Below are 19,887 nucleotides of genomic sequence, written 5' to 3' on the forward strand. Positions count from 1 at the left end.
ACCTACCGCTCGGCGCGGTCGTAGGCGTCGCGGGCGGCGGCGATCGCCGTACGGTGCCGCTCCGCCCACGAGGTGAGCGAGGCCAGGGACTCGTACAGTTCGAGGGCGATGTCCGTGGCGGTGTACTCGACCTTGGGCGGCACCGTCGGATAGACCTTCCTGACGAGCAGGCCGTCGCGCTCCAGGTTGCGCAGGGTAAGCGTCAGCATGCGCCGGCTGATGCCCTTGATGCTCCGCTCCAGCTCCGTGAACCGCACCGGGCCGTGCGCGGTCGCGATCAGGATCCCGATGGCCCACTTGCCGCTGACCCGGTCGAGCACCTCGATGACCGTGCAGGCCGCCGTGTCGTGCGAGCCGCTGACCTGCACTGATACATCGGTGTTCCGCTGAACCATGAATGTGCCTTCTTCCGCTCGACCTCCATGGTCACAAATGATGGCCTCGGTAACAAGTCATCTACCTAGGAATGAAGGTGACCCATGGGCGAGACAGCCGTCCGGGCCGAGCGCCTGCGCTGGCCGGCACTGTACGTGCTCTGCGCGGGCACATTGATGATCGTGCTCGACGGGAGCATCGTCACCGTGGCGCTGCCCACGATCGGCTCGGCCCTGAGCTTCTCCCAGACCAGCCTGTCCTGGCTCGTCAACGCGTACATGATCGCGTTCGGTGGCCTGCTCCTGCTGTCAGGACGGCTCGGCGACCTCATCGGCCGCAAGCGCATGTTCCTGGCCGGCATCACGCTGTTCACCGCGGCCTCCCTGCTCTGCGGTCTGTCGGGAAGCCAGGAAGTGCTGATCGCCGGGAGGTTCCTCCAGGGCGTCGGCGGCGCCATGGCCAGCGCCGTGACCTTGGGCATGATCGTGACGATGTTCACCGAGCCGCGCGAACAGGCCAAGGCCATCGGCGTCTTCAGCTTCGTGGCCGCGGCGGGGGGCTCGATCGGCGTCATCGCCGGAGGAGTGCTCACCCAGGCCGTCGGCTGGTATTCGATCTTCTACATCAACGTCCCCATCGGGATCGTCATCGTGGCCCTGGCCGCCCGGCTGTTCCAGGCCGACCGCGGGCTCGGCTTCGGCGCGGGCGCCGACCTGCTGGGCGCGTTCCTGGTCACGTCGGGGTTGATGCTGCTGGTCTACACCATCAACCAGGCCGAGGTGCACGGCTGGGGCTCGGCCCACACGCTGGGCTTCGGCGCCGTGTCGATCGTGCTGCTCGCGGGGTTCGTGCTGCGGCAGGCGAAGGCGGCCGACCCGCTGCTGCCGCTGCGCCTCTTCCGGTCACGTCCCCTCTGGGGGGCCAACGTCGTCCAGATCCTGTTCGTGGCCGCCCTGTTCGGCTTCCAGTTCCTGCTGGCCCTGTACCTGCAGTCGGTCAACGGGTACACCGCCATCGAGACCGGCCTGGCGTACCTGCCCGGTCCCATCGTGATCGCGGTGATCTCGCTGGGCCTGGTGGCGCGGCTCATGACCCGCTTCGGCGGACGTAAGGTGCTGCTCGCCGGTCTGGTGTCCACCGCGGTCGCCCTCCTGCTGCTCGCCCGCCTTCCCGTGCACGCCGCCTACGCGGTGGACGTCCTCCCCGCCGTGATCCTGCTCGGGGTCGGCGGGGGCCTGGCGCTTCCGGCGGTCATCGGGCTGGCCATGTCGGGTGCCACGCCCGCCGACTCGGGCCTGGCCTCCGGGCTGCTCAACACCACCCAGCAGATCGGGGGCGCCGTCGGCGTCGCGGCCCTGGCCACCGTCGCAAGTTCGCACGCGCAGGGCGCGGGCTCCGGCGGCGACATCGCGACCGCGGTGGCTCTCACCGAGGGCTACCGTCTGGCCTTCAGCGTCGCGGCCGGGCTGCTCGTCGTGGCGTTCCTGCTCGCGGCCACCGTACTGTCGTCGCCCAGGCCGTCCGCGCCCGGGCGGCCCGAGGACGGGACGCCGTCGGACGCCGAGGGCGCCTCCGTTCCCGCGCAGTCGTAGGGACGCGCGGGACGGCCGCCGTGAGGGCGTGCTCAGTCGGCGACGAACCGGGCCCGGTCGCCCTGCTCGCGCTGGCGCCGTAGCTCGTAGGTGCCGGGGGCGATGCCGGTGAAGGCGTGTTCGGGGTGCGCGAGGTAGGCGGTCGCACCCTCCGGGACGGTCAGCACCCCGAGCACCATCCGGCCTGGGGCGCGCTCCGGGGCGAAGTACGCCTTGCCGGTGGCGAGCAGGAGGTGGGTGTTGGCCTCGTTCTGGCCACGGACGATCGGGACGCCGGTCTCGGGGACAGGGGTACGTGCCGGATCCCGGTTCGTCGGCACGACGGCGACATCGCCCTGGAACTGCAGTCCGGCCAGGACCGGGATCTCGGCCTGCCGGTCGAGGTGATCGTCGACGGCGACGCCGAAGAGGGCGATGGCCTGTTCGATGGTGGGCATCGGGCTCCTTTGCCGGAGAGTGCTGGGGCTGGGTCGTCTTCGGGCGGGCGACGTCAGGAACGTCGTTGTGCCTGGGCGTACTCCGCCGGAGTGAGGCCATAGGTCCAGGCGGCGGCCTGGAGGGGGTCGGTGCAGTCGGCGGGCACGGTGAGGCCGAAGCGGCGGCGGGTGCCGTCACGCTCGACGGTGCCGTTGGTGCACAACAGGACTCGTACGGTGGCGGTGTAGACCCCGTGGGGCACGTCGTGCAGGGTGAGGGTCTGGCCGGGGTTGCCCGGGTCGGGGATGGCGGGCCCGATCTGGGCCAGGTCGGCCTCGGTGGTGAAGCGGTCCCAGCCGCGGCGTTCGATGGCGCAGCGGCGGACCTCGGCGTTGGGCTCGCGGAGGATCTCGTCGGCGGTGAGGGTGTCGTCGATGATGGCCCGGGGGACGTGGGTGCCGTGCCAGAAGTACAGCCCGAACCCGTCGGCCCAGCCGATCGCGGGACCGTCGGCGCGGTGCGGCCGGAGCGTCGCCCACCTGCCCTCGCCGACCTGCTCGACGTGCGACTCGGCCGGGCGCGGACAGAAGATGACGAAGTCCCGGAAGGGCCACCAGCACCAGCCAACAGGCACGGGCGGCTCCGCGACGGACTGCTCGGCGGCGGGTTGCGCTGTGGTGGGCAGCTCTGCGGCGGGAGGTCCCGACGGGTTCTCTTCGGCCGGAGGGACGGTGCCCTGCTCAAAGCAGTCGACCAGGGACAGCCAGGTGCCGGACCGCTGGCCCGCCAGGTAGGACCGCCACAACCGGCGGATCCCGCCGCGGATCGTGTCGTGCCGCGGCCCGCCCACGGCCGCGTCCACCGCCGCCCGCACGGCCGCGTCCGACGCCTCGGCGACCGTGGCCGACGCGCCGACGGGCACCGTACCCGGGCCCTGCTCGCGGGCGGTCGGGACGTGGCCCTTCTCCCGCACGGCCGCGGCCTTCGCGGCCTTCATCGTCGCGTCGATCTCGGTGAACAGGGCGGTGGCCGCCGCACCGTGCACGGGATCGCGCACCGTGCCGTCGGTCAGCGCCTCGACCGCGGCGCGTACGGCGTGGCCGACGGACGGTCCGGCGGTGTCGTGCACCGCGCGGTAGACGGAGTCAAGGACATGCGTGTTGCGGTGACCGGTGTTCAGGCAGGCGGCGATCGGTGCCGCGAACGCGCCGACGAGCGGCGAGGACACCCACAGGACCCGTTCGGGGAACGGGACGCCGATCTCCCGGTAGCAGGCGCGGGCGGCGGACTCCCACGCCCGCCTCCCGCCCCGGTCCCGCTCGCCGGGCTCGGCCACGGACGTGTGGGCCGCTTCCGGTTCGCCGGTCGTCGAACGGGCCGGAGCCGGTGGATGCACGGTGGAGACCTCCTGTCGAGGCGGCCCCTGACGCAGCGCGAGGACGCCGTAATGTACGCCGCGCCGCATGGTCTCACCACGTCGGCGATCATCACTCGGGCCAGCACGATACCCGGCGGTGCCGACATTCTTGGCCCGTTCGCCGTCTTGACGCAGCGGCTTGACAGAACGGCTGATCTCCGTACATTCGTACAAATGCAAGCGACTGCCGTCGAAGACGCGTTACGCGCTCGTCCTGACGATCTCGCCTCGTGGCTCGCCTACAGCGACTGGCTGGTGGGGCAGGGCGACGTCCGGGGCACGTTGATCCGCCTTGAGCAGCGCCTGGCGCGGACCCGTCCCGCCGATCGCCCGGCCGTGGAACGTGAGATCGCCGACCTCGTCGCGGAGCACGAGGGCGGGTGGGACGACGGGTGGCCGGAGTCGGCGACCGTGCTGTCACGCCGGTACGGCTTCGCCACGGAGGTGGCCGTCCAGTGGTCGAATGACGTTCGCGAGGTCGTGGAGCAGGTGTTGCGCGGCCGGTTCGTCACCACGCTGAGAATCACCCCGGACGCGAAGGCCGACAGATACAACATCGTGAGCAGGGACGAAGACTGGGACGACTGGGACGACGAGGACGAGGAAGAGGACGACGAGGAGGGGGAAGTCGGTCCGGCGGCCGAGTCGCGCCTCAGGCGTCTGGATGTGAAAGTCCTCGAAGGTCTGGATGTCCGGCAACTCACCGAGCTCGACCTCTCCTATCTGGATCTCGGCCACGACGGAGCCCGACTCCTCGCCACCTCGCTCCGCGCGGACCGGTTGCGGGCGTTGGGCCTGCGGTACTGCCGGATCGGTGACACCGGTCTGGCGGCGCTCGCGGCGTCCCCGTACCTGAGCGGGCTGCGCCGCCTGCACCTGCAGTACAACGGGCTGAGCGCTGACAGCATGCCGGCCCTGCACCGTTTCCCGGAGCTGACCGAGCTCGACCTGCGCTACAACGGCATCGGCACGGCGGGTGTCGAGGCCCTGCTCGCCGCGCCGTTCGCCGGGTCCCTCGCGCGGCTGTGGCTCTACGACTCCGACGTCGGCGAGGGCGGCGTGCGGATGCTGGCGCACGCCGAGAGTCTTCCGTCGGGGTTGCGCAGCATGTGGAGGTACGTGTGAGCATCGAGCTTCGTGACCGGTTCTTCGCCGTGTCGACCGGGGACGCGCCCGCCGAGGAGGTCGCCCGCTACCGGGCGGAGGTGGACGCGACCGACGCCGACCCGGCCGCCACGGTGGACGGGCTGGACCTCTCCTGGCATCCGTCGGCCCGCTTCAAGTCGGTGCGGTTCATCGACGCCGAGCGCATCGACGAGCAAGTACGGGGCCTGTTCGCCCGGCCCAGCGCGGACGCGCCCTACCTGGCGGCGGTGTTCGTCGATCCGCGTGAGCTGTCGTTCCGCACCTTCGAGAACATCGTCCCCTTGGACCGCCTGTTCGAGGACGTGCCGCTGGAGGCGGAGCTGGCCGAGCCGGTGGAGCCCGCGGAGGGGGTCCTCTCGTTCTCACTGCGGCTGACGCCGCAGGCCAGGGCCCGGCTGACCAGGCTGGACGAGCTGAACCTGTACGTGCCCCCGCTGAACGCCGCGACCCGGGGCGGCCAACGGTTCATCTTCCACTCGGCGCTGCTGGCCGAGGCGTTGACCGCCGCGGTGGCCGACGCGTTGCCGCCGGCGGTGGCGAAGGGGTTCTCGCACGTGAACCCGGTGTTCCGGTGCAACAGGTTCGAGCCCGGCGACGCGAACTTCCACCGGCATCGGGACACGCCCTACTACGACGCCGCCCGGCAGCACATCTCCCGGTACACGGTGCTGCTGTACCTGACCGGCGGCACCGGGTCGCCCGCGCTGGACCTGGTCGGCGGCGCCGCGCTCGGCGAGATCGGCGACTTCACCTGCGTGATCTTCGATCAGCGGTACGAGCACGAGGGCGCCCCCTACCGCGACGGCCGCAAGGTGTTCCTGCGTACCGAACTCATCTTCACCGCCGACGAGGTCACCGAGGCGCCGGAGATCGGTGAGCTGTTCAGCAAGGCGTGCTATCTGACCGGTGAGAGCGTGTTCGCGCCGGAGCTGGCCCGGCACGCCGACGCGTACTACAACCAGGTGGCCGCCGCCCACTGGGGTGGTCTGGGGGAGGGGCCCGCCCGCGGGACCTTCGTCCACAAGGAGTTCCGCGGGGTGCACTTCGTGGCCAACGGCTACGACTTCTGGTTCCCCAAGACCGGCGCGTTGCCGCTGGCGGAGTGCGCCGCGCTCACCCTGCTCGACTACTTCAACTGCAAGCTCGGCGACACCGCGTTCCGCGCGCTCTGCCGGACAGAGGTGATCGAGGCCGACGACGCCGCCTGGATCCCGGAGTTTCTGCGGGCCAGGCAGAGCGGGCCGGTCATGACGCGGGTGGACAAGTCGGCGTTCTTCCCCGAGCCTGAGCGGCCCAACAGCGAGTTCTGCTGCCCGTTCCACGCCCCAGGACGCTACGATCCCACGCGCCACGACGAGATCATCGAGCTGTACGCCGAAGCGCGGTCGTTCGCCCAGGCGCACGTCCTGCCCGCGCCGATCCTCATGCTCGGCCAGGACGTGGCCCTCGACCCCGACCGGTTCGTCATCAGAGACGGTCTGATCCACGTGCTCGGCGAGGGCGCACTCGAGCCGGTGAACTTCGCCGCCTGCTGGAACGACGAATCCAACGCCGAGGACTACGTGATCGTGGCAGGCAAGGTCGGCGTGGCGCGGTTCCTCGTCCCGCCGATCATCTACACCGAGTCCGCCGACTGCTACCACCTCAAATTCGACTTCTTCCGCAACTCCTGGATGGTCGACCACCGGCAGGCCACCATCCCCATCCCGCGGATCAGCGACGAGGACTGGGCCGACCCGGAGGAGAGCCGCGCCTGGCGCCGCTCGGTCGACAGCTCCCTCATCGACGTCGACCACCCGTTGCCGGCGAGCGACCTGTGGGACGACGAGGACGACTGGGACGAGGACGAGGAAGACGACTGAAGCGCCCCGGTGGACGGCCGGCCGGCGTCGCCGACGGCCTCACCGGCGGACCGCTGCTGCCCGAACGCCTGCTGCCCCGCAGGGCCCGCGCGTCCGCGTAGTCTCGCGTCCATGAACCACAGGAGCCCGCTCATCACACACGTCTCCTGGGGCCGGATGGTGGTCGAGGGTCTCGGCGAGGGCAAGGACTTCAAGCTCTACCCGGGCGGCGGCCGTCCCTGGGACTGGAACGAGACCGGCACCCGGCACTCGCCCGGCATCCAGCCCGCCGACGTGCGCGAACTGCTCGACCGGGGCTCTCGGGCCATCGTGCTGTCCCGTGGCATGCGACTCGTGCTCCAGGTCTGCCCCGAGGCGCTCGACGAGTTGGCGGACGAAGGTGTCGACGTGTACATCGAGGAGACCACGGCCGCCGTCACCCGCTACAACGCGCTGGTCGCGGCGTCGGTGGCCGTGGGCGGGCTGTTCCACTCGACGTGCTGAACGCCGTTCCGAGGAGGGGCGCCAAGGCCCGGCACGGGCCTTGGCGGGAACGCCTTAGTGTGGCGTTGTGACAATGCAGGTCATCTTGCTGAACGGCGGGTCCAGCTCGGGCAAATCCGGCATCGTCCGGTGTCTGCAGGCGGTCCTGCCCGATCCGTGGCTCGCGCTCGGGGTCGACACCCTGGTCGACGCGTTGCCCGCCGCCATGCAGGCGTCGGAGACGGGCATCGAGTTCGCTCCGGACGGCGGGGTCAACGTCGGACCGGAGTTCCGGGCCCTGGACGCGGCGTGGGCGGAGGGGATCGCCGCCATGGCGCGCGCGGGCGCGCGCATCATCATCGACGACGTCTTCCTCGGCGGAGCGGCCTCCCAGGAACGGTGGCAGAAGGCGCTCGTCGGTTTGGACGTGTTGTGGGTGGGCGTCAGGTGCGAGAGCGCGGTCGCGGCCGGTCGCGAGATCGCCCGGGGAGACCGGGCCCGGGGAATGGCCGCTTCGCAGGCGGAGTCGGTGCACCAGGGCGTGCGCTATGACCTGGAGGTGGACACCACCCGCACCGAGTCCCTGGAGTGCGCGCGGGTCATCGCCGCCCGGGCCGGTTGAACGCCGGTGCTCAGAGGCCGATCGTGTCGGCCAGGCGGTCCACCTGTCCGGGGTCGGGATCGTTTCCCATGAAGATCAGCTCGTCGCAGCCGATCCGTTCGAAATCGGTGATCGCGGTGGTGATCTGCTCCGGGGAGGTGTGGGCGAGGGAGATGCCGTACTGTGCGTACTCCTCGCCGGCGAAGGCGTAGTACGGGCCGATGGCGTCGGAGACCGCCTGTTCGGCGTCAGTGCCGAGGGCGTACATCACCGATGCGACCAGACGAGGGGATCCGGCCCTGCCCGCCTCGGCCCACGCCCGGCGAAGGCGGGGGACGAAGTCCTGCACGTCCTGGACGGTGGCGTCTCCGGCGATCCACCCTGTGCCGTGGGTGGCGATGCGGCGCAAGGTCGCCGCCGAGCCGCCCCCGAACAGCAACGGTGGCCCACCCGGTGTGGCCGGTCGCGGTCCGACCGGATCGCCGGGCGCCGAGATCGCGGCCAGGCGATCCAGCAGGAGGTCGAACCGCTTGCCCCGGGTGCCGTAGTCGGCCTCGCCCGCGACGAAGTCGTCCTCCCTGACCCCCGGGGCCAGGCCCAGCCGCAGCCGGTCGGGCCCGGCGAGCCGGTCCAGCGTCGAGACGGCCTTGGCGAACAACGCGTGGTCGGTGCGCAACGGCGCCAACAGCACGCTGGTGAGCAGCCGGATGCGAGAGGTGGCACCCGCCGCGGCGGCCAGCATGATGAGCGGCTCAGGCGTGGACCAGACCAGGCGATCACTGACGCTGAGGGTGGAGAACCCGCGCTTCTCCGCGCGACGCGCCCACTCGACCAGGGCGCGGCCATCGCTCCATGGAGCATGGCCAGGCAACCCGATTCCGATGTCCATCGTCGGTGCTGTTCCTTTCGGGAAAGGCCCCGCCGACTGTGGCGAGGGCCACGGACAGGGCGAGCTCCGGCGACTCATCGTGCAATCTCAACCGCGGTTGAGGTCAAGGAGCGGGGGCCTCCTCCGGGAGGCGCTTCTGGCGGCGCAGCTCCGCCACGTTCTTCTTGGTGATCTCCGAGAGCCGCTCCGGGAGGTCCTGCGGCTCGAACCAGCCGATCTCCGCGCACTTCTCCGGCTCACGAATCACCGGCTCGCCGCGAACATGCCTTCCGCAATAGGTGATCGACACCCAGTGCTCGGCTCCTGGAAGGAAATGGTCGAACGCGCCCAGGGCGTCGGTCAGCTCGATCTCCATGCCATATTCCTCGCGGAACTCACGCCTGATCGCGTCTTCCAGCGGCTCGCCCAACTCGACCTCGCCCCCAGGGAACTCCCACGTGTCCGGCTCATTGCGCGCCCTCGGCCCGCGCCGGGCCAGGAACACCCGATTTCCCCGGCCGAAGATGACGGCCCCGACCCCCACGCCGACGTAATCAAAACCCGGACGACCCATGAAACGCATTCCCTCTATTTGACGAACGGCAGGATGAACGTGGTCGCGAACCACCACATGAATGCGATGGAGGTGGCGATGAACGCGATGATGTACGTTTCGTACCAGCGGAAGAGGTTTCGCACCCTGGGCTTCTTCCTGAACCCCGGGTGGACGACCTCGTCGGTCAGCTCGCACTCCTCGTTCCGGTAGTCCAGCCAGGTGAGGACCCCGACGAAAACGAGGAGCATCGTGAACACGCCGATGACGGTGATCAGTGACAACAGGCCGAGGAGTCCCGCCCTGGTCACCACGGGGGTGATTCCCCACCCCTTGTATCCGATGAAGAGCGCGATTCCGGCGGTCGCCAGCGTGCTGGCCATCGCCTGGTAGATGGCGAGGAACTTGTAGACGTTCTCGTTCGACGCGTGGATCTGCTGAAGAATGTACTTGTACCGCTCTAATGCGAAATCCTTTAGAATCTCGTCCTGGTTCGCCCGTGGCGTTGGCGAGGTGTTTTCGCCGGGGTCGGGGGTCGCCTCCGGCCGTGCTGCCTGAATTTCACCGGTCATGGTCTGCGTCCGTCCGATGAGCCGCGCCAGCAAGCCCTGAGCGTGCACATTGAAGAAGCGCATATGTGGTTCAGTATCACACCGGCGGCCCTCGGTCCACCCTTGCTTTCTGGGGATTCTCGCCTCGTCGGGCGCCAATTCGATCCGGCGGTTCATGTGAAGATGCTCGCCACGGCGCTGGTCCCGGGGGCCTGCCCTTGGACCCCCTGAAGCGGGTGGCCGCGCGGCATCGCTAGCTATTTGCGCATGTATGCAAATTACGAGTATAGTCCCGGGTGGCTTCCTGATCGCGCCCGCCGGTCCGTTCCCGGGGTGAGCGCGGTCGTCCGCGCGCCCCTGCCTTGTCCTGGCCGCCTGCCTGCTTCCGTCCGTCGCGTGATTCACCCGTGAGGAGTACGTCATGACCATGCTCGTCCCCAACGGCACCGGCAAGCCGCAGGTCAAGCGGCCCAATCTGGAGCGTCAGGCGATCGCGTTCACGATCGGGCTGTACCTGTTCATCTGCGCCGCCCTGCTCGCCGTGCACTATTTCGCCCCCGCGACGCCGCCCGGTGACTCGGGGACGTCGTCGACCTCGCCGTACAACCCGGGCTCCTGACCCGCGACCCCCTGTGAAACCGGAAGGAGACGTGTAGATGCGGAATCGTGTGGTCGCGGTCGGGTACAACCCGGCCGAGTTGGACCGCCGGTGGGTGCGGGCGCCCGCCGACAACGAGCCCGAACTGGCCAGGGTCGCCGAGACCACCGGCGTGGACTTCGCCGCCGCGGCCGGGCGGGTGTGGGAGACGGACTCGTTCGTCTACCTGCCCGTCGTGGTGAACCTGCGCGACGGGGAGACCGTCCGGCGCGAGGCCGTGGTGTTCGCGCTCGGGCGCGAGGTGCTGGTGACGTTGCAGCCGAGCGCGCGGTTCCCGGTCTTCGACAAGGCGCTGGCACGGATGCGGCGCACGCCGTACCTGGCCGAGAGCCCGTACGGGGTGATGTACGCCCTGCTGTACGCGCTCAACGAAGCCTCGGAGCGGGTGATCGACCACGCCAGCGACGCGCTGGAGGCGATGAACGAGGAGATCGCCATGGCCACCAACGGCTACGACCGGCGGGGCAGGGAGATCGGCGTCAGCGACATGCAGGACACCATCGCCCGGATGAACGAGGCCGAGGAGATCGTGTCGCGGTCGCAGGAGACGCAACTGCTGCTGGCCCGCGCCGCCCGCCACCTGCGCGCGGAACTCGAGGTCGAACAGGTCCGTCTGGCCGGGTTGCTGGACATCCTGATCGCCGACATCGACGGGGTGAAGGAGCACGCCAGCTATGAGCACGACAAGGTGCGCTATCTGCAGCAGTCCATCATGACCTCGCTGGACGTCAAGCAGAACCAGATCGTCAAGGTGTTCACCATCATCACCGCGGTGTTCCTGCCGCCGACGCTGATCGCCACGTTCTACGGCATGAACTTCACCGTCATGCCGGAACTGGCCTGGGAGCACGGTTTCCTGGTCACGACACTGCTGACGTTGATCGCGGCGCTGATTCCCCTGTGGTACATCCGGCGCAAGGGCTGGCTGCGCTGACCGGCGTCCCGTTCGGCCATGGCGTCGAGGAGGGCGGCCCGCCGTCATGTTTTCTTATTTGCGCAATCGCTTGACAACGGGCTGATGGCGGAGGTTCACTGAAGGTGCTGGAGTCTCCTCTCGCCGCCCCCGGGCGGCCTCGACAGCCGGCCTCTCGAAGCGTCTACGTGCGGAGGTGAGCAACGTGAGCCGATATCGCCGTCCCAGCCATCCGTATCCGCTTCAACTCATCTCATCGCACGTACGCTGCCACCCGTGACCTGCGGACTTCTCTGAGCCTTCGGCCTGTCGGCCGTGTCACGGCGGGTGCCCGCGTGCGCGTGAAGCGTTGCGAGGAGGTCCCGATCATGACCATCACCATCACTCTCGCCCACCTGTCGCTGCCGGACGGGCTCGCTGAGGCCGTACGTCGGCTGCTCCCGTTGACCGAGTCGGTCATCCTGGCCATCGCCGGGGCCTGCGGCGCGGGACTGCTCGCGCAGCTCGGCCTCCAGTTCGCCCTCGCGCTCGCGCGCCGCGTGCTGGAGGCCGAGTAGACCCGGCGGCAACGGGCAGCCCAGAAGATCGTGGAGGGCCCGTCCTGGTGCCGGGGTCGCGCTGTGGGCGTAGAATTGTTGCATGGTTGCGCAAGTTCCTTCGGATTCACCGGTCGTGTCCGTCGATGCGATCGTGGAGGTGTTGAAGGCGATCGCCGATCCGACCCGGTTCCAGCTCCTGTCGGCGGTCTCCCAGCGAGAGTGCGGGGTGCGGGAGCTGGCCGAGCTGGTGGGCGCGCACATCGCGGCGGTGTCGCAGCACCTGGCCAAGCTGCGCGCGGCCGGGCTGGTGATCGGGCGACGCGACGGTACACGGATCTTCTACCGGGCGGCCAACGCCCAGGTCGCGGCCCTGCTGACGGAGGCCGGGCTGCTCGCCGGCTATGTCACCGGGGTGATCGACCCACCCGACGACGGCAGGGGCACCGGCGCCGTGGCGACGGCACCGCAGGCCGCCCGGCCGACCTGGCAACTGAAGCTGACCCCGCCGCGCCCGGCCGGCGCCTGACGCCCCGACGCCCGACGCCGCCTGACTAGGTCTCCGGCTCTGGCCGGTGGCCGGGGTCGAGGGTGTACTCCTCGTGGAGGGCGTCGTAGGAGTACAGCTCGGCGTAGCGGCCCCAGTCGGTCGCCACCTCCAGTTGCTGGGCCACCTGCTCGCTGGTGTAGTGACCGGCCAGGATGTCCCGGAAGAAGCCGTACCGCAGCCCGCCGTCGGCGCTGTGGGCCAGGCTGGTGGTGATGAGCCGGATCAGCGGCAGCGTGAGCGCCGCCGCGGCGAAGATCTTCTTCGACTCCTGCACGTCGGCCGTGGAGAAGGCCCGGCCGGTGCCGGTGAGCGCGAGCAACGTGCCGTCCACGGACAGGAAGCCGAGCAGGTCGAGCGCGTCCACCAGCGGCAGCAGGTCGTCGACCTCCAGGCTGAGCTCCTCCGACAGGGCGGCCAGGTCCAGGCTGCCCTCGTGCTGGAGCAGGATCTCGGCCAGCCCGGACAGGGCGTCCACGCCGGCGGGCGGCAGCGGCGTGTTGGCCGGGGTACGGCGGGCCGGTTCCAGATCGCGGCCCAACGGCGGCAGCGGCGCCTCGGCAGGCCCGCGGCCGGTCATCGTACGGTAGATCTCGTCGATCAGCGCGGCGAACGCGGGCTCGCCCCGGTCGCGGGGCCGCTCCAGCTCGACCCGGTAGCTGGCCCGGATGGTGCCGTACGGCCGCGAGCCGAGCACGACGACCCGGTCGGCCATCAGCACGGCCTCCTCGAGGTTGTGCGTGACCACCACGATGGCCTTGGTCGGGAACTGGCCCGACTCCCACAGCTCCATCAGCTCGCCCCGCAGGTTCTCCGCGGTCAGGACGTCCAGCGCGGAGAACGGCTCGTCCATCAGCAGCACGTCCGGCTCCACCACCAGCGCCCGGGCGAACCCCACCCGCTGCCGCATCCCACCCGACAGCTCCTTGGGGTAGGCGGACTCGAACCCGTCCAGGCCGATCAGGTCGATGGCCCGCAGCGCGGCCTCGCGGCGTCGTGCCGCGGGCACCCCGCGGGCCTCAAGGCCGATCTCGACGTTCTGCAGCACGCTCAGCCACGGCAGGAGGGCGAAGGTCTGGAACACCATGGCCGCGCCGGGGTTGGCGCCGCGCAGCACCTCGCCCCGGTAGGAGACCGTGCCGGAGCTGGGCGGGATCAGCCCGGCCAGGCAGCGCAGCAGCGTGGACTTGCCCGAGCCGCTCTTGCCCAGCAGGGCGACGATCTCCCCCTCGGCGACGCTCAGGTCGATTCCGGCCAGCACCGGCAGCTCCCCGTCCGCGCCCGCGTAGCTCTTGGTCAGGCCGCGTACGCTCAGCAGTTCCGTGCGCATCCGCGGGGCCTCCCTTCTCACCAGGCGTAACGGGTCTGGGCCAGCCGGTACAGCCGCCGCCACACCAGCCGGTTCAGTGCCACGACGTACAGGGACATGACCGCGATCCCGGCGAGCAGCTCGGGATGGTCGCCGGACTGGGTGGCGTGGGCGATGTAGGCGCCGAGCCCGGACGCGGTCAGCGTGGCCGAGCCGAACGTGACCACCTCGGCCACGATCGAGGCGTTCCAGGCCCCGCCGGAAGCGGTGATCGCGCCGGTGACGTACGCGGGGAAGATCCCCGGGATGATCAGCCGTCGCCACCGCTGCCACCCGCGCACGCCCAGGTCGTCCATGGCCTCGCGCAGGTCGGTGGGGATCGCCATGGCCCCGGCGATCGCGTTGAACAGGATGTACCACTGCGCGCCGAGTGCCATCAGCACGATGCCGCCCACGTTCAGCGACAGCCCGGTCCGCACGAACGCCCAGGTGGCCAGGGGGAACAGGAAGTTGGCCGGGAAGCTGGCCAGGACCTGCACCACCGGCTGGGCGATCCGGGTCAGCCGCGGCGACGAGCCGATCCACACGCCGATCGGCACCCAGACCAGCGTCGCCACCGCCACCAGCACCACGACCCGCGCCAACGTCAGCGACCCCAGCAGCAGCGGCTCGACGAACACCGACAGCCCGCCGTGATCGTCGAGGTAGCCGGCCAGACCGGCCAGCCCCCAGGCCAGCAGCGCCCCTGTCACGCCCCAGAACGCCACGTCACCGGCCCGCCGCCGCCGGAGATCCACCTGCAGCGGCCCGTCGTCCCGGCCGAGGACGCGTCCTGCCCGCATCGTCAGCTCGCGCAGCGGCGCGCACGCGCGGGCCAGCAGCCGCGGCCAGTACGCCCGGCGCAGGAAGTCCAGCACCAGCGAACGCTGGACCTGGCTCGCCTCGGTCTGCTCCACCTTGTACCGCTCCGCCCAGGCCACCAACGGCCGCCAGAACACCACGTTCACCCCGGTCACCAGCACCGCCATCGCGGCGATCGCCCAGCCCATCCCGGCCAGGTTCCCCTCGGCGATGGCCGCACCGGCGAACGAGCCGACTCCGGGCAGCGTGTAGTCGGTGCCCGACACGGTGATCAGCTCGGAGGCGACGAGGAAGAACCAGCCGCCGCCGAAGCTCATCATCGCGTTCCACACCAGGGGGATCGCCCCCGATGGCAGCTCGATCCGCCAGAACCGCAGCCACCGGGTCAGGCGCAGATCGCGCGACAGCTCGTCCAGCTCCCTGGGCACCGTGAGCAGCGCGTGGTAGAAGGCGAACGTCATGTTCCACGCCTGCGAGGTGAAGATCGCGAACACCGCCGCGCATTCCAATGCGAGCATCGAGCCGGGGAACAACGCCAGCAGGGCGGAGACCGCGACCGTCAGGAAGCCGAGGATCGGCACCGACTGCAGGATGTCCAGCGCCGGGATCAGGACCCGCTCCAGCCTGCGCGAATGCGCCGCCACGTACGCGTACACCAGGGTGAAGGCCAGCGACAGGGCCAGTGCGGCGAACATCCGCAGCAGGCTGCGGGCCGCGTAGTAGGGCAGGTTGGCCGGGTCGGTGTCGATCTCCGGGGTCCTGGACGGGGTGAAGGACGTCGTGGTGCCCTCACCGACCCTGATCACCGCATACAGGGCCACCAGCATGCCGAGTGCCACCACGAGGTCGGGCCACGACCAGCGCGTACGTCGGCGCGCGGTGCCCTCTCCCGGCCGGTCGGAGCCCGTCGGCCACCGCAGCAGGCCCATCGCGCGGCCCCTCTCCCGCTGACCGCACCCATGAGGTGGCCGGGACCGTCCGGCTCATGGCTCATCGGCCACCTCCCTTCACCTGCGGTGACGACGTACCCAGCCGCATTGCCAGATAATTGCGCAAACTTGCAAACAACCGCGCCCGGGTGGGCTCCGGTCAGTGGTCCGCCGCGGGGATGCGGCGCAGCAGGTACGTGTCCATGATCCAGCCCTTGCGGGCACGGGCCTCGTCGCGCAGCTCGCGGATCCGGTCGCCGACCTCGGCGACCGGCCCCGACACGAGGATCTCGTCCGGCGTCCCCAGGTAGGCGCCCCAGTAGATGTGGAAGTCGTCCAGCCCGGCGAACGAGCAGTGGGCGTCGAGCATGACCACCACGTCGTCGGCAGTGGGTCCCCGCTCGGCCAGGCGGCGGCCGGTGGTGAGGTGGGTGGGCCGCCCGACCTGGGTGAGACCGACGCGGTGGCGGGCGGTGAGCGCGGCCACGCTGCTGATGCCGGGGACGGCCTCGACGTCGAAGGCGACGTTCCCGCGCCGGAGGATCTCGTCGAGGATGGCGAGCGTGCTGTCGTACACGGCCGGGTCGCCCCACACCAGGAACGCGCCGGTCTCGTCCGGGCCCAGCTCGTCGCGGATGAGCGCCTCGCACGCCAGCGCGCGGCGCGAGCGCCAGTCCTCGACGGCGGCGGTGTAGGCGGGGGAGGCACGGTCGCGCTCCGGATCGCGGGCCTCGGCGATCCGGTACGGCCCGCGGCCGTGTTCGGCGATCAGGTCGAGGCGGAGCTGGACCAGTTCGTGCTTGGTCTCGCCCTTGTCGACGATGAAGAACACGTCCGTGGCGGCGATGGCCTTGACCGCCTGCAGGGTGAGATGGTCGGGATCGCCTGCGCCGATCCCGATGACGAGGAGCCGCTTCACCCGGAAAAGTCTGCCAGAACGCCGGATATACGATTTACCCCGCTAGTGACCCACCAGCCGAGACCCCATAAGCCTGAGGAGGATCGTGGACCTGGCCGCGCAGGGCGACGCGTTCGCCGCCTTCTGGCAGGAGCGGCACCTGTGCACGCTCGCCACCGCCCGCTCCGACGGCCCGCCGCACGTCGTGCCCGTGGGCGCGACGCTCGACCTGGCCACCGGCATCGCCAGGGTGATCACCTCGGGTTCGTCGCACAAGGCCAGGCTCATCGGCGCCTTGGGCGCGCAGGTCGCGCTCTGCCAGGTGGACGGCCGCCGCTGGTCGACCCTGGAGGGCCGGGCCGTCGTGCGCGCCGAGCCGGAGCAGGTGGCCGACGCGGAGCGCCGCTACGCCGCCCGCTACAAACCACCCCGGGTCAACCCGTCCCGAGTGGTCGTGGAGATCCAGGTGACCCGCGTGCTGGGCAACGTGTGATCACCGTCGTCGGGATCGGGGCGGACGGCTGGGACGGGCTGACCCCGTCCGCGCGGCAGGCGGTGGAGAGCGCCGAGGTGCTCATGGGCGGCGTACGGCAGCTCGACCTCGTGCCCGCCCCGGCCGCCGAACGGGTGGCCTGGCCGTCCCCGCTGCTGCCCGCGCTGCCCGCGCTCATGGACTCCTACGCCGCCCGCGAGGTGTGCGTGCTGGCCAGCGGCGACCCGATGTTCTACGGCATCGGCTCGACGCTGGTACGGCTGCTGGGCGCGGACCGCGTCCGGGTGCTGCCGCACGTGTCCTCCCTGTCGCTGGCCTGCGCCCGGCTCGGCTGGCCGGTCGAGCACGTCGACGTGGTCAGCCTGGTCGGCCGCCCGCCCGCGGCCCTGGCCGCCGCCCTCCTGCCCGGCCGCCGGGTCATCGTGCTCGGCGCGGGCCCCAGCTCCCCGTCCGTGGTCGCCGAACTGCTCGCCGGGCACGGGTACGGCCCCAGCCCGATGACCGTGCTGTCGGACCTGGGCGCGCCGTCGGAGTCGGAGCGGCGGGGTACGGCCGACGGCTGGACGGACCCCGAGGTGTCCCCGCTGCACGTGATCGCCATCGAGTGCGTCCTCGCCCTGGACGCCGAACCGCTGGCCAGGGTGCCGGGGCTGCCGGACGGCGCGTACGAGCACGACGGGCAGCTCACCAAGCGGGAGGTCCGCGCCGTGACCCTGTCCCGCCTGGCCCCGATCCCCGGCGAACTGCTGTGGGACGTGGGAGCCGGGGCGGGCAGCGTCGCCATCGAATGGCTGCGCGGCCACCCGTCGTGCGCGGCCGTGGCGATCGAGCACCGGGCCGACCGGGCCGCCGCCATCCGGCGCAACGCCGAGCGGCTCGGCGTGCCGGCGCTGCGCGTGGTGGAGGGCAGGGCCCCTGGCGCGCTGGAGGGGCTGCCCGAGCCGGACGCGGTGTTCGTCGGCGGCGGCGCGACCGTGCCGGGCCTGCTGGAACGCTGCTGGTCCGCCCTGCGCCCCGGCGGCAGGCTCGTCGCGAACGCGGTCACCCTGGAGTCCGAGGCACTCATCGCGCGCTGGTACGCCAGGCTCGGCGGCGACCTGGTGCGCCTGGCCGTCCAGCGGGCCGCGCCCGTGGGCGGGTTCACCGGGTGGCGGGCGGCCATGCCGGTGACCGTGTGGTCGATCACCAAGCAGATCGCTGAGCTAACTACCGAGCAGAAGGACCGACCGTGACCGTGTACTTCGTCGGCGCGGGGCCAGGCGCCCCCGACCTGATCACGCTGCGCGGCCTGCGGCGGCTGGAGGCGTCGCCGGTGTGCCTGTACGCGGGCTCGCTGGTGCCGCGCGAACTGCTCGACGCGTGCCCGCCCGGGGCCAGGCTGGTGGACACGGCGGAGCTGACGCTCGACGAGATCGTCGCCGAGCTGGCCGCCGCCCACCGCGACGGCCTCGACGTGGCGCGGCTGCACTCGGGCGACCCGTCCGTCTTCAGCGCCGTGGCCGAGCAGATGCGCAGGCTGGACGCGCTCGGCGTGCCGTACGAGGTGGTGCCGGGGGTGCCCGCGTTCGCGGCGGCGGCGGCCGCGCTCGGCCGGGAGCTGACGGTGCCCGGCGTCGGCCAGACGGTCGTCCTGACGCGTACGTCCGCCCGTGCCACGCCCATGCCGGACGGCGAGGACCTGGCGACGCTCGGCGCGAGCCGGGCCACGATGGTGCTGCACCTGGCCGTGCAGCGGATCGACGCGGTGGTGGCCGAGCTGCTGCCCTCGTACGGAGCGGACTGCCCGGTGGCGGTGGTGGCGCGGGCGAGCAGGCCCGACGAGGTGATCCTGCGCGGGACGCTGGCCGACATCGCCGGGCGCGTGCACGAGGCCGGGATCAGGCGGACGGCGGTGATCGTCGTCGGGCGGGTGCTGTCGGCGACGCAGTTCCCCGACAGCCATCTCTACAGCGCGGCCAGGGAGCGGGCGGCCAGGGAGCGGGCGTGCGGAGGGTCCTGATCCTGGGCGGCACGGCCGAGGCGCGGGCCCTGGCCGCCGAACTCGTCGCCGACCCGGGGCTGCGCGTCGTGTCCTCGCTGGCGGGACGGGTCAGCAACCCGCGGCTGCCGGTGGGCGAGGTGCGCGAGGGCGGGTTCGGCGGGCCGGAAGGGCTGGCGGGCTGGCTGGTGAGCGAGCGGATCGACGTGCTGGTGGACGCCACGCATCCGTTCGCGGAGCGGATGACCGCCTCGGCGGTCGCGGCCGCGGCGGCGACCGGGGTGCCGCTGCTCGTCCTGCGGCGGCCGGGGTGGCGGGAGGAGCCGGGCGACTCCTGGCTGCGCGTCGGCTCCCTGCGGGCGGCGGCCGACCTGCTCGCGACCGGCGGATGGCGAACGGGCGCTCGCGCCCCTGATCGGACCGGCGGCCCCGACCAGGAAGGCGACCGCGAGCCGCGACCGTCCGGCGATCGCGGGGCCCATCGGGCGGGTGGCGGTGTGGCGCGGGTCTTTCTCACCACCGGTCGCCGGAGTTTGCCGGTCTTCACCTCGTTGCCCGGCGTGTGGCTGCTGGCCAGGTCGGTGGATCCGCCCGAGCCGCCCGTGCCCGCGAACGTGCGGGTCCTGCTCGACCGCGGGCCGTACACCGTCGAGGGCGAGCGCGCCCTCATCCGGGAGCACCGCCTGGAGGTGCTGGTGACCAAGGACAGCGGCGGCCGCCTGACCACGGCCAAGCTCGTCGCGGCACGCGAGGCCGGGCTGCCGGTGATCATGGTGGACCGGCCGCCGCCGCACTCGGGCGTTCGAGTGGCCGACGACGTGGCGGCGGCGGTGTCCTGGGTTCAGCGGCAGTGGGCGAGGAACCCCGGTCCTTCAGGTCCGGGAGGAATCGCTTACGGTGCCGTACGTTTGTTCGAGTAAT

At 71.2% G+C, this 19,887-nt stretch carries 22 protein-coding genes; 13 read left to right on the plus strand and 9 right to left on the minus strand.

Features of this window, described 5'->3' with window-relative positions; all coding sequences use genetic code 11:
- Positions 1-2: 2 nt before the first annotated feature.
- On the minus strand, positions 3-395 hold the full coding sequence (locus tag ABD844_RS20375; RefSeq protein WP_344879870.1) for a winged helix-turn-helix transcriptional regulator: 393 nt from the start codon (positions 393-395) through the stop codon (positions 3-5).
- Between the two features lie 84 nt (positions 396-479).
- Between ABD844_RS20375 and ABD844_RS20380 the strand changes: the two genes are divergently transcribed.
- Complete coding sequence (locus ABD844_RS20380; protein ID WP_344879873.1) at positions 480-1,967, plus strand: MFS transporter; 1,488 nt, start codon at positions 480-482, stop codon at positions 1,965-1,967.
- A 32-nt stretch (positions 1,968-1,999) separates the two neighbouring features.
- Here ABD844_RS20380 and ABD844_RS20385 read toward each other — a convergent pair whose 3' ends face one another.
- Together ABD844_RS20385 and ABD844_RS20390 are read right to left on the minus strand one after the other, a co-directional pair.
- Positions 2,000-2,404, minus strand: coding sequence for a hypothetical protein (locus tag ABD844_RS20385; protein WP_344879876.1), 405 nt, complete (start codon positions 2,402-2,404; stop codon positions 2,000-2,002).
- A gap of 53 nt (positions 2,405-2,457) precedes the next feature.
- Positions 2,458-3,849 (minus strand): DUF6745 domain-containing protein, encoded by a 1,392-nt coding sequence (locus ABD844_RS20390; protein ID WP_344879879.1) that lies wholly within the window; start codon positions 3,847-3,849, stop codon positions 2,458-2,460.
- A 126-nt stretch (positions 3,850-3,975) separates the two neighbouring features.
- On the opposite strand from ABD844_RS20390, the gene ABD844_RS20395 reads away from it, so the two are divergent.
- The 4 genes from ABD844_RS20395 (at position 3,976) to cpt (ending at position 7,893) form a co-directional block, all read left to right on the plus strand.
- Positions 3,976-4,926: a TIGR02996 domain-containing protein gene (locus tag ABD844_RS20395; RefSeq protein WP_344879882.1), complete on the plus strand. Its 951-nt coding sequence runs from the start codon at positions 3,976-3,978 to the stop codon at positions 4,924-4,926.
- Positions 4,923-6,809: a hypothetical protein gene (locus tag ABD844_RS20400; protein WP_344879885.1), complete on the plus strand. Its 1,887-nt coding sequence runs from the start codon at positions 4,923-4,925 to the stop codon at positions 6,807-6,809. Before ABD844_RS20395 ends, ABD844_RS20400 begins: the two co-directional genes overlap by 4 nt.
- A 111-nt stretch (positions 6,810-6,920) precedes the next feature.
- Positions 6,921-7,292 carry an Mth938-like domain-containing protein gene (locus ABD844_RS20405; protein WP_344879888.1) on the plus strand — a complete coding sequence of 124 codons (372 nt, stop codon included), beginning with the start codon at positions 6,921-6,923 and terminating at the stop codon, positions 7,290-7,292.
- Between the two features lie 73 nt (positions 7,293-7,365).
- Positions 7,366-7,893 (plus strand): chloramphenicol phosphotransferase CPT, encoded by a 528-nt coding sequence (gene cpt / locus ABD844_RS20410; RefSeq protein ID WP_344879958.1) that lies wholly within the window; start codon positions 7,366-7,368, stop codon positions 7,891-7,893.
- Positions 7,894-7,903: 10 nt separating this feature from the next.
- Here the strand turns inward: cpt and ABD844_RS20415 are convergent, their stop codons facing one another.
- From ABD844_RS20415 to ABD844_RS20425, 3 genes are all read right to left on the minus strand, one after another.
- The gene (locus tag ABD844_RS20415) at positions 7,904-8,761 is read right to left on the minus strand and encodes an LLM class flavin-dependent oxidoreductase (RefSeq protein ID WP_344879892.1); all 858 of its coding nucleotides are present in this window, start codon (positions 8,759-8,761) and stop codon (positions 7,904-7,906) included.
- A 103-nt stretch (positions 8,762-8,864) separates the two neighbouring features.
- Positions 8,865-9,314, minus strand: a complete 450-nt coding sequence (locus ABD844_RS20420; protein WP_344879895.1) for an NUDIX domain-containing protein — start codon at positions 9,312-9,314, stop codon at positions 8,865-8,867.
- A gap of 14 nt (positions 9,315-9,328) precedes the next feature.
- Positions 9,329-10,021: a hypothetical protein gene (locus ABD844_RS20425; RefSeq protein WP_344879898.1), complete on the minus strand. Its 693-nt coding sequence runs from the start codon at positions 10,019-10,021 to the stop codon at positions 9,329-9,331.
- A gap of 244 nt (positions 10,022-10,265) precedes the next feature.
- Here ABD844_RS20425 and ABD844_RS20430 point away from each other — a divergent pair, with 244 nt between their 5' ends.
- From ABD844_RS20430 to ABD844_RS20445, 4 genes are all read left to right on the plus strand, one after another.
- The gene (locus ABD844_RS20430; RefSeq protein ID WP_344879901.1) at positions 10,266-10,463 is read left to right on the plus strand and encodes a hypothetical protein; all 198 of its coding nucleotides are present in this window, start codon (positions 10,266-10,268) and stop codon (positions 10,461-10,463) included.
- Positions 10,464-10,500: 37 nt separating this feature from the next.
- The gene (locus tag ABD844_RS20435) at positions 10,501-11,436 is read left to right on the plus strand and encodes a magnesium transporter CorA family protein (protein WP_344879904.1); all 936 of its coding nucleotides are present in this window, start codon (positions 10,501-10,503) and stop codon (positions 11,434-11,436) included.
- 347 nt (positions 11,437-11,783) lie between these two features.
- Positions 11,784-11,972: a hypothetical protein gene (locus ABD844_RS20440; RefSeq protein ID WP_344879907.1), complete on the plus strand. Its 189-nt coding sequence runs from the start codon at positions 11,784-11,786 to the stop codon at positions 11,970-11,972.
- A gap of 82 nt (positions 11,973-12,054) precedes the next feature.
- Positions 12,055-12,480, plus strand: a complete 426-nt coding sequence (locus ABD844_RS20445) for an ArsR/SmtB family transcription factor (protein WP_344879910.1) — start codon at positions 12,055-12,057, stop codon at positions 12,478-12,480.
- Positions 12,481-12,505: 25 nt separating this feature from the next.
- Here ABD844_RS20445 and ABD844_RS20450 read toward each other — a convergent pair whose 3' ends face one another.
- The 3 genes from ABD844_RS20450 to cobF form a co-directional block, all read right to left on the minus strand.
- A complete protein-coding gene (locus ABD844_RS20450; RefSeq protein ID WP_344879913.1) occupies positions 12,506-13,828 on the minus strand; it encodes an ABC transporter ATP-binding protein in 1,323 nt (440 codons plus the stop codon).
- Positions 13,829-13,845: 17 nt separating this feature from the next.
- Positions 13,846-15,597, minus strand: coding sequence for an ABC transporter permease (locus ABD844_RS20455; protein ID WP_344879916.1), 1,752 nt, complete (start codon positions 15,595-15,597; stop codon positions 13,846-13,848).
- 160 nt (positions 15,598-15,757) lie between these two features.
- Entirely contained in the window at positions 15,758-16,516 is a 759-nt protein-coding gene (gene cobF / locus ABD844_RS20460; RefSeq protein WP_344879919.1) for a precorrin-6A synthase (deacetylating), read from the minus strand.
- A gap of 85 nt (positions 16,517-16,601) precedes the next feature.
- Here cobF and ABD844_RS20465 point away from each other — a divergent pair, with 85 nt between their 5' ends.
- Genes ABD844_RS20465 through ABD844_RS20480 form a run of 4 tightly spaced genes read left to right on the plus strand, consistent with a single transcriptional unit; the run spans position 16,602 to position 19,886 of the window.
- A complete protein-coding gene (locus ABD844_RS20465) occupies positions 16,602-16,988 on the plus strand; it encodes a pyridoxamine 5'-phosphate oxidase family protein (protein WP_344879922.1) in 387 nt (128 codons plus the stop codon).
- Positions 16,985-18,220, plus strand: a complete 1,236-nt coding sequence (gene cbiE, locus ABD844_RS20470; protein ID WP_344879925.1) for a precorrin-6y C5,15-methyltransferase (decarboxylating) subunit CbiE — start codon at positions 16,985-16,987, stop codon at positions 18,218-18,220. The genes ABD844_RS20465 and cbiE overlap by 4 nt, the downstream gene beginning before the upstream one ends.
- On the plus strand, positions 18,217-18,987 hold the full coding sequence (gene cobM / locus ABD844_RS20475) for a precorrin-4 C(11)-methyltransferase (RefSeq protein ID WP_344879927.1): 771 nt from the start codon (positions 18,217-18,219) through the stop codon (positions 18,985-18,987). The genes cbiE and cobM overlap by 4 nt, the downstream gene beginning before the upstream one ends.
- Entirely contained in the window at positions 18,972-19,886 is a 915-nt protein-coding gene (locus tag ABD844_RS20480) for a cobalt-precorrin-6A reductase (RefSeq protein WP_344879930.1), read from the plus strand. Before cobM ends, ABD844_RS20480 begins: the two co-directional genes overlap by 16 nt.
- The last annotated feature ends 1 nt before the right edge of the window (position 19,887 follow it).

It is taken from the genome of Nonomuraea antimicrobica, from assembly GCF_039536965.1.
In the GTDB taxonomy this organism is placed as follows: Bacteria; Actinomycetota; Actinomycetes; order Streptosporangiales; family Streptosporangiaceae; genus Nonomuraea; species Nonomuraea antimicrobica.

Bases quoted from the DNA above. Each gene is read 5' to 3' on its own strand.
- ABD844_RS20435 (WP_344879904.1), top strand. From the start codon at position 10,501: ATGCGGAATCGTGTGGTCGCGGTCGGGTACAACCCGGCCGAGTTGGAC.
- ABD844_RS20455 (WP_344879916.1), bottom strand. From the start codon at position 15,597: ATGGGCCTGCTGCGGTGGCCGACGGGCTCCGACCGGCCGGGAGAGGGC.
- ABD844_RS20440 (WP_344879907.1), top strand. From the start codon at position 11,784: ATGACCATCACCATCACTCTCGCCCACCTGTCGCTGCCGGACGGGCTC.
- ABD844_RS20420 (WP_344879895.1), bottom strand. From the start codon at position 9,314: ATGGGTCGTCCGGGTTTTGATTACGTCGGCGTGGGGGTCGGGGCCGTC.
- ABD844_RS20385 (WP_344879876.1), bottom strand. From the start codon at position 2,404: ATGCCCACCATCGAACAGGCCATCGCCCTCTTCGGCGTCGCCGTCGAC.
- ABD844_RS20415 (WP_344879892.1), bottom strand. From the start codon at position 8,761: ATGGACATCGGAATCGGGTTGCCTGGCCATGCTCCATGGAGCGATGGC.
- ABD844_RS20405 (WP_344879888.1), top strand. From the start codon at position 6,921: ATGAACCACAGGAGCCCGCTCATCACACACGTCTCCTGGGGCCGGATG.
- ABD844_RS20445 (WP_344879910.1), top strand. From the start codon at position 12,055: ATGGTTGCGCAAGTTCCTTCGGATTCACCGGTCGTGTCCGTCGATGCG.
- ABD844_RS20395 (WP_344879882.1), top strand. From the start codon at position 3,976: ATGCAAGCGACTGCCGTCGAAGACGCGTTACGCGCTCGTCCTGACGAT.
- ABD844_RS20430 (WP_344879901.1), top strand. From the start codon at position 10,266: ATGACCATGCTCGTCCCCAACGGCACCGGCAAGCCGCAGGTCAAGCGG.
- ABD844_RS20380 (WP_344879873.1), top strand. From the start codon at position 480: ATGGGCGAGACAGCCGTCCGGGCCGAGCGCCTGCGCTGGCCGGCACTG.
- ABD844_RS20390 (WP_344879879.1), bottom strand. From the start codon at position 3,849: ATGCGGCGCGGCGTACATTACGGCGTCCTCGCGCTGCGTCAGGGGCCG.
- ABD844_RS20375 (WP_344879870.1), bottom strand. From the start codon at position 395: ATGGTTCAGCGGAACACCGATGTATCAGTGCAGGTCAGCGGCTCGCAC.
- ABD844_RS20425 (WP_344879898.1), bottom strand. From the start codon at position 10,021: ATGAACCGCCGGATCGAATTGGCGCCCGACGAGGCGAGAATCCCCAGA.
- cpt (WP_344879958.1), top strand. From the start codon at position 7,366: ATGCAGGTCATCTTGCTGAACGGCGGGTCCAGCTCGGGCAAATCCGGC.
- ABD844_RS20450 (WP_344879913.1), bottom strand. From the start codon at position 13,828: ATGCGCACGGAACTGCTGAGCGTACGCGGCCTGACCAAGAGCTACGCG.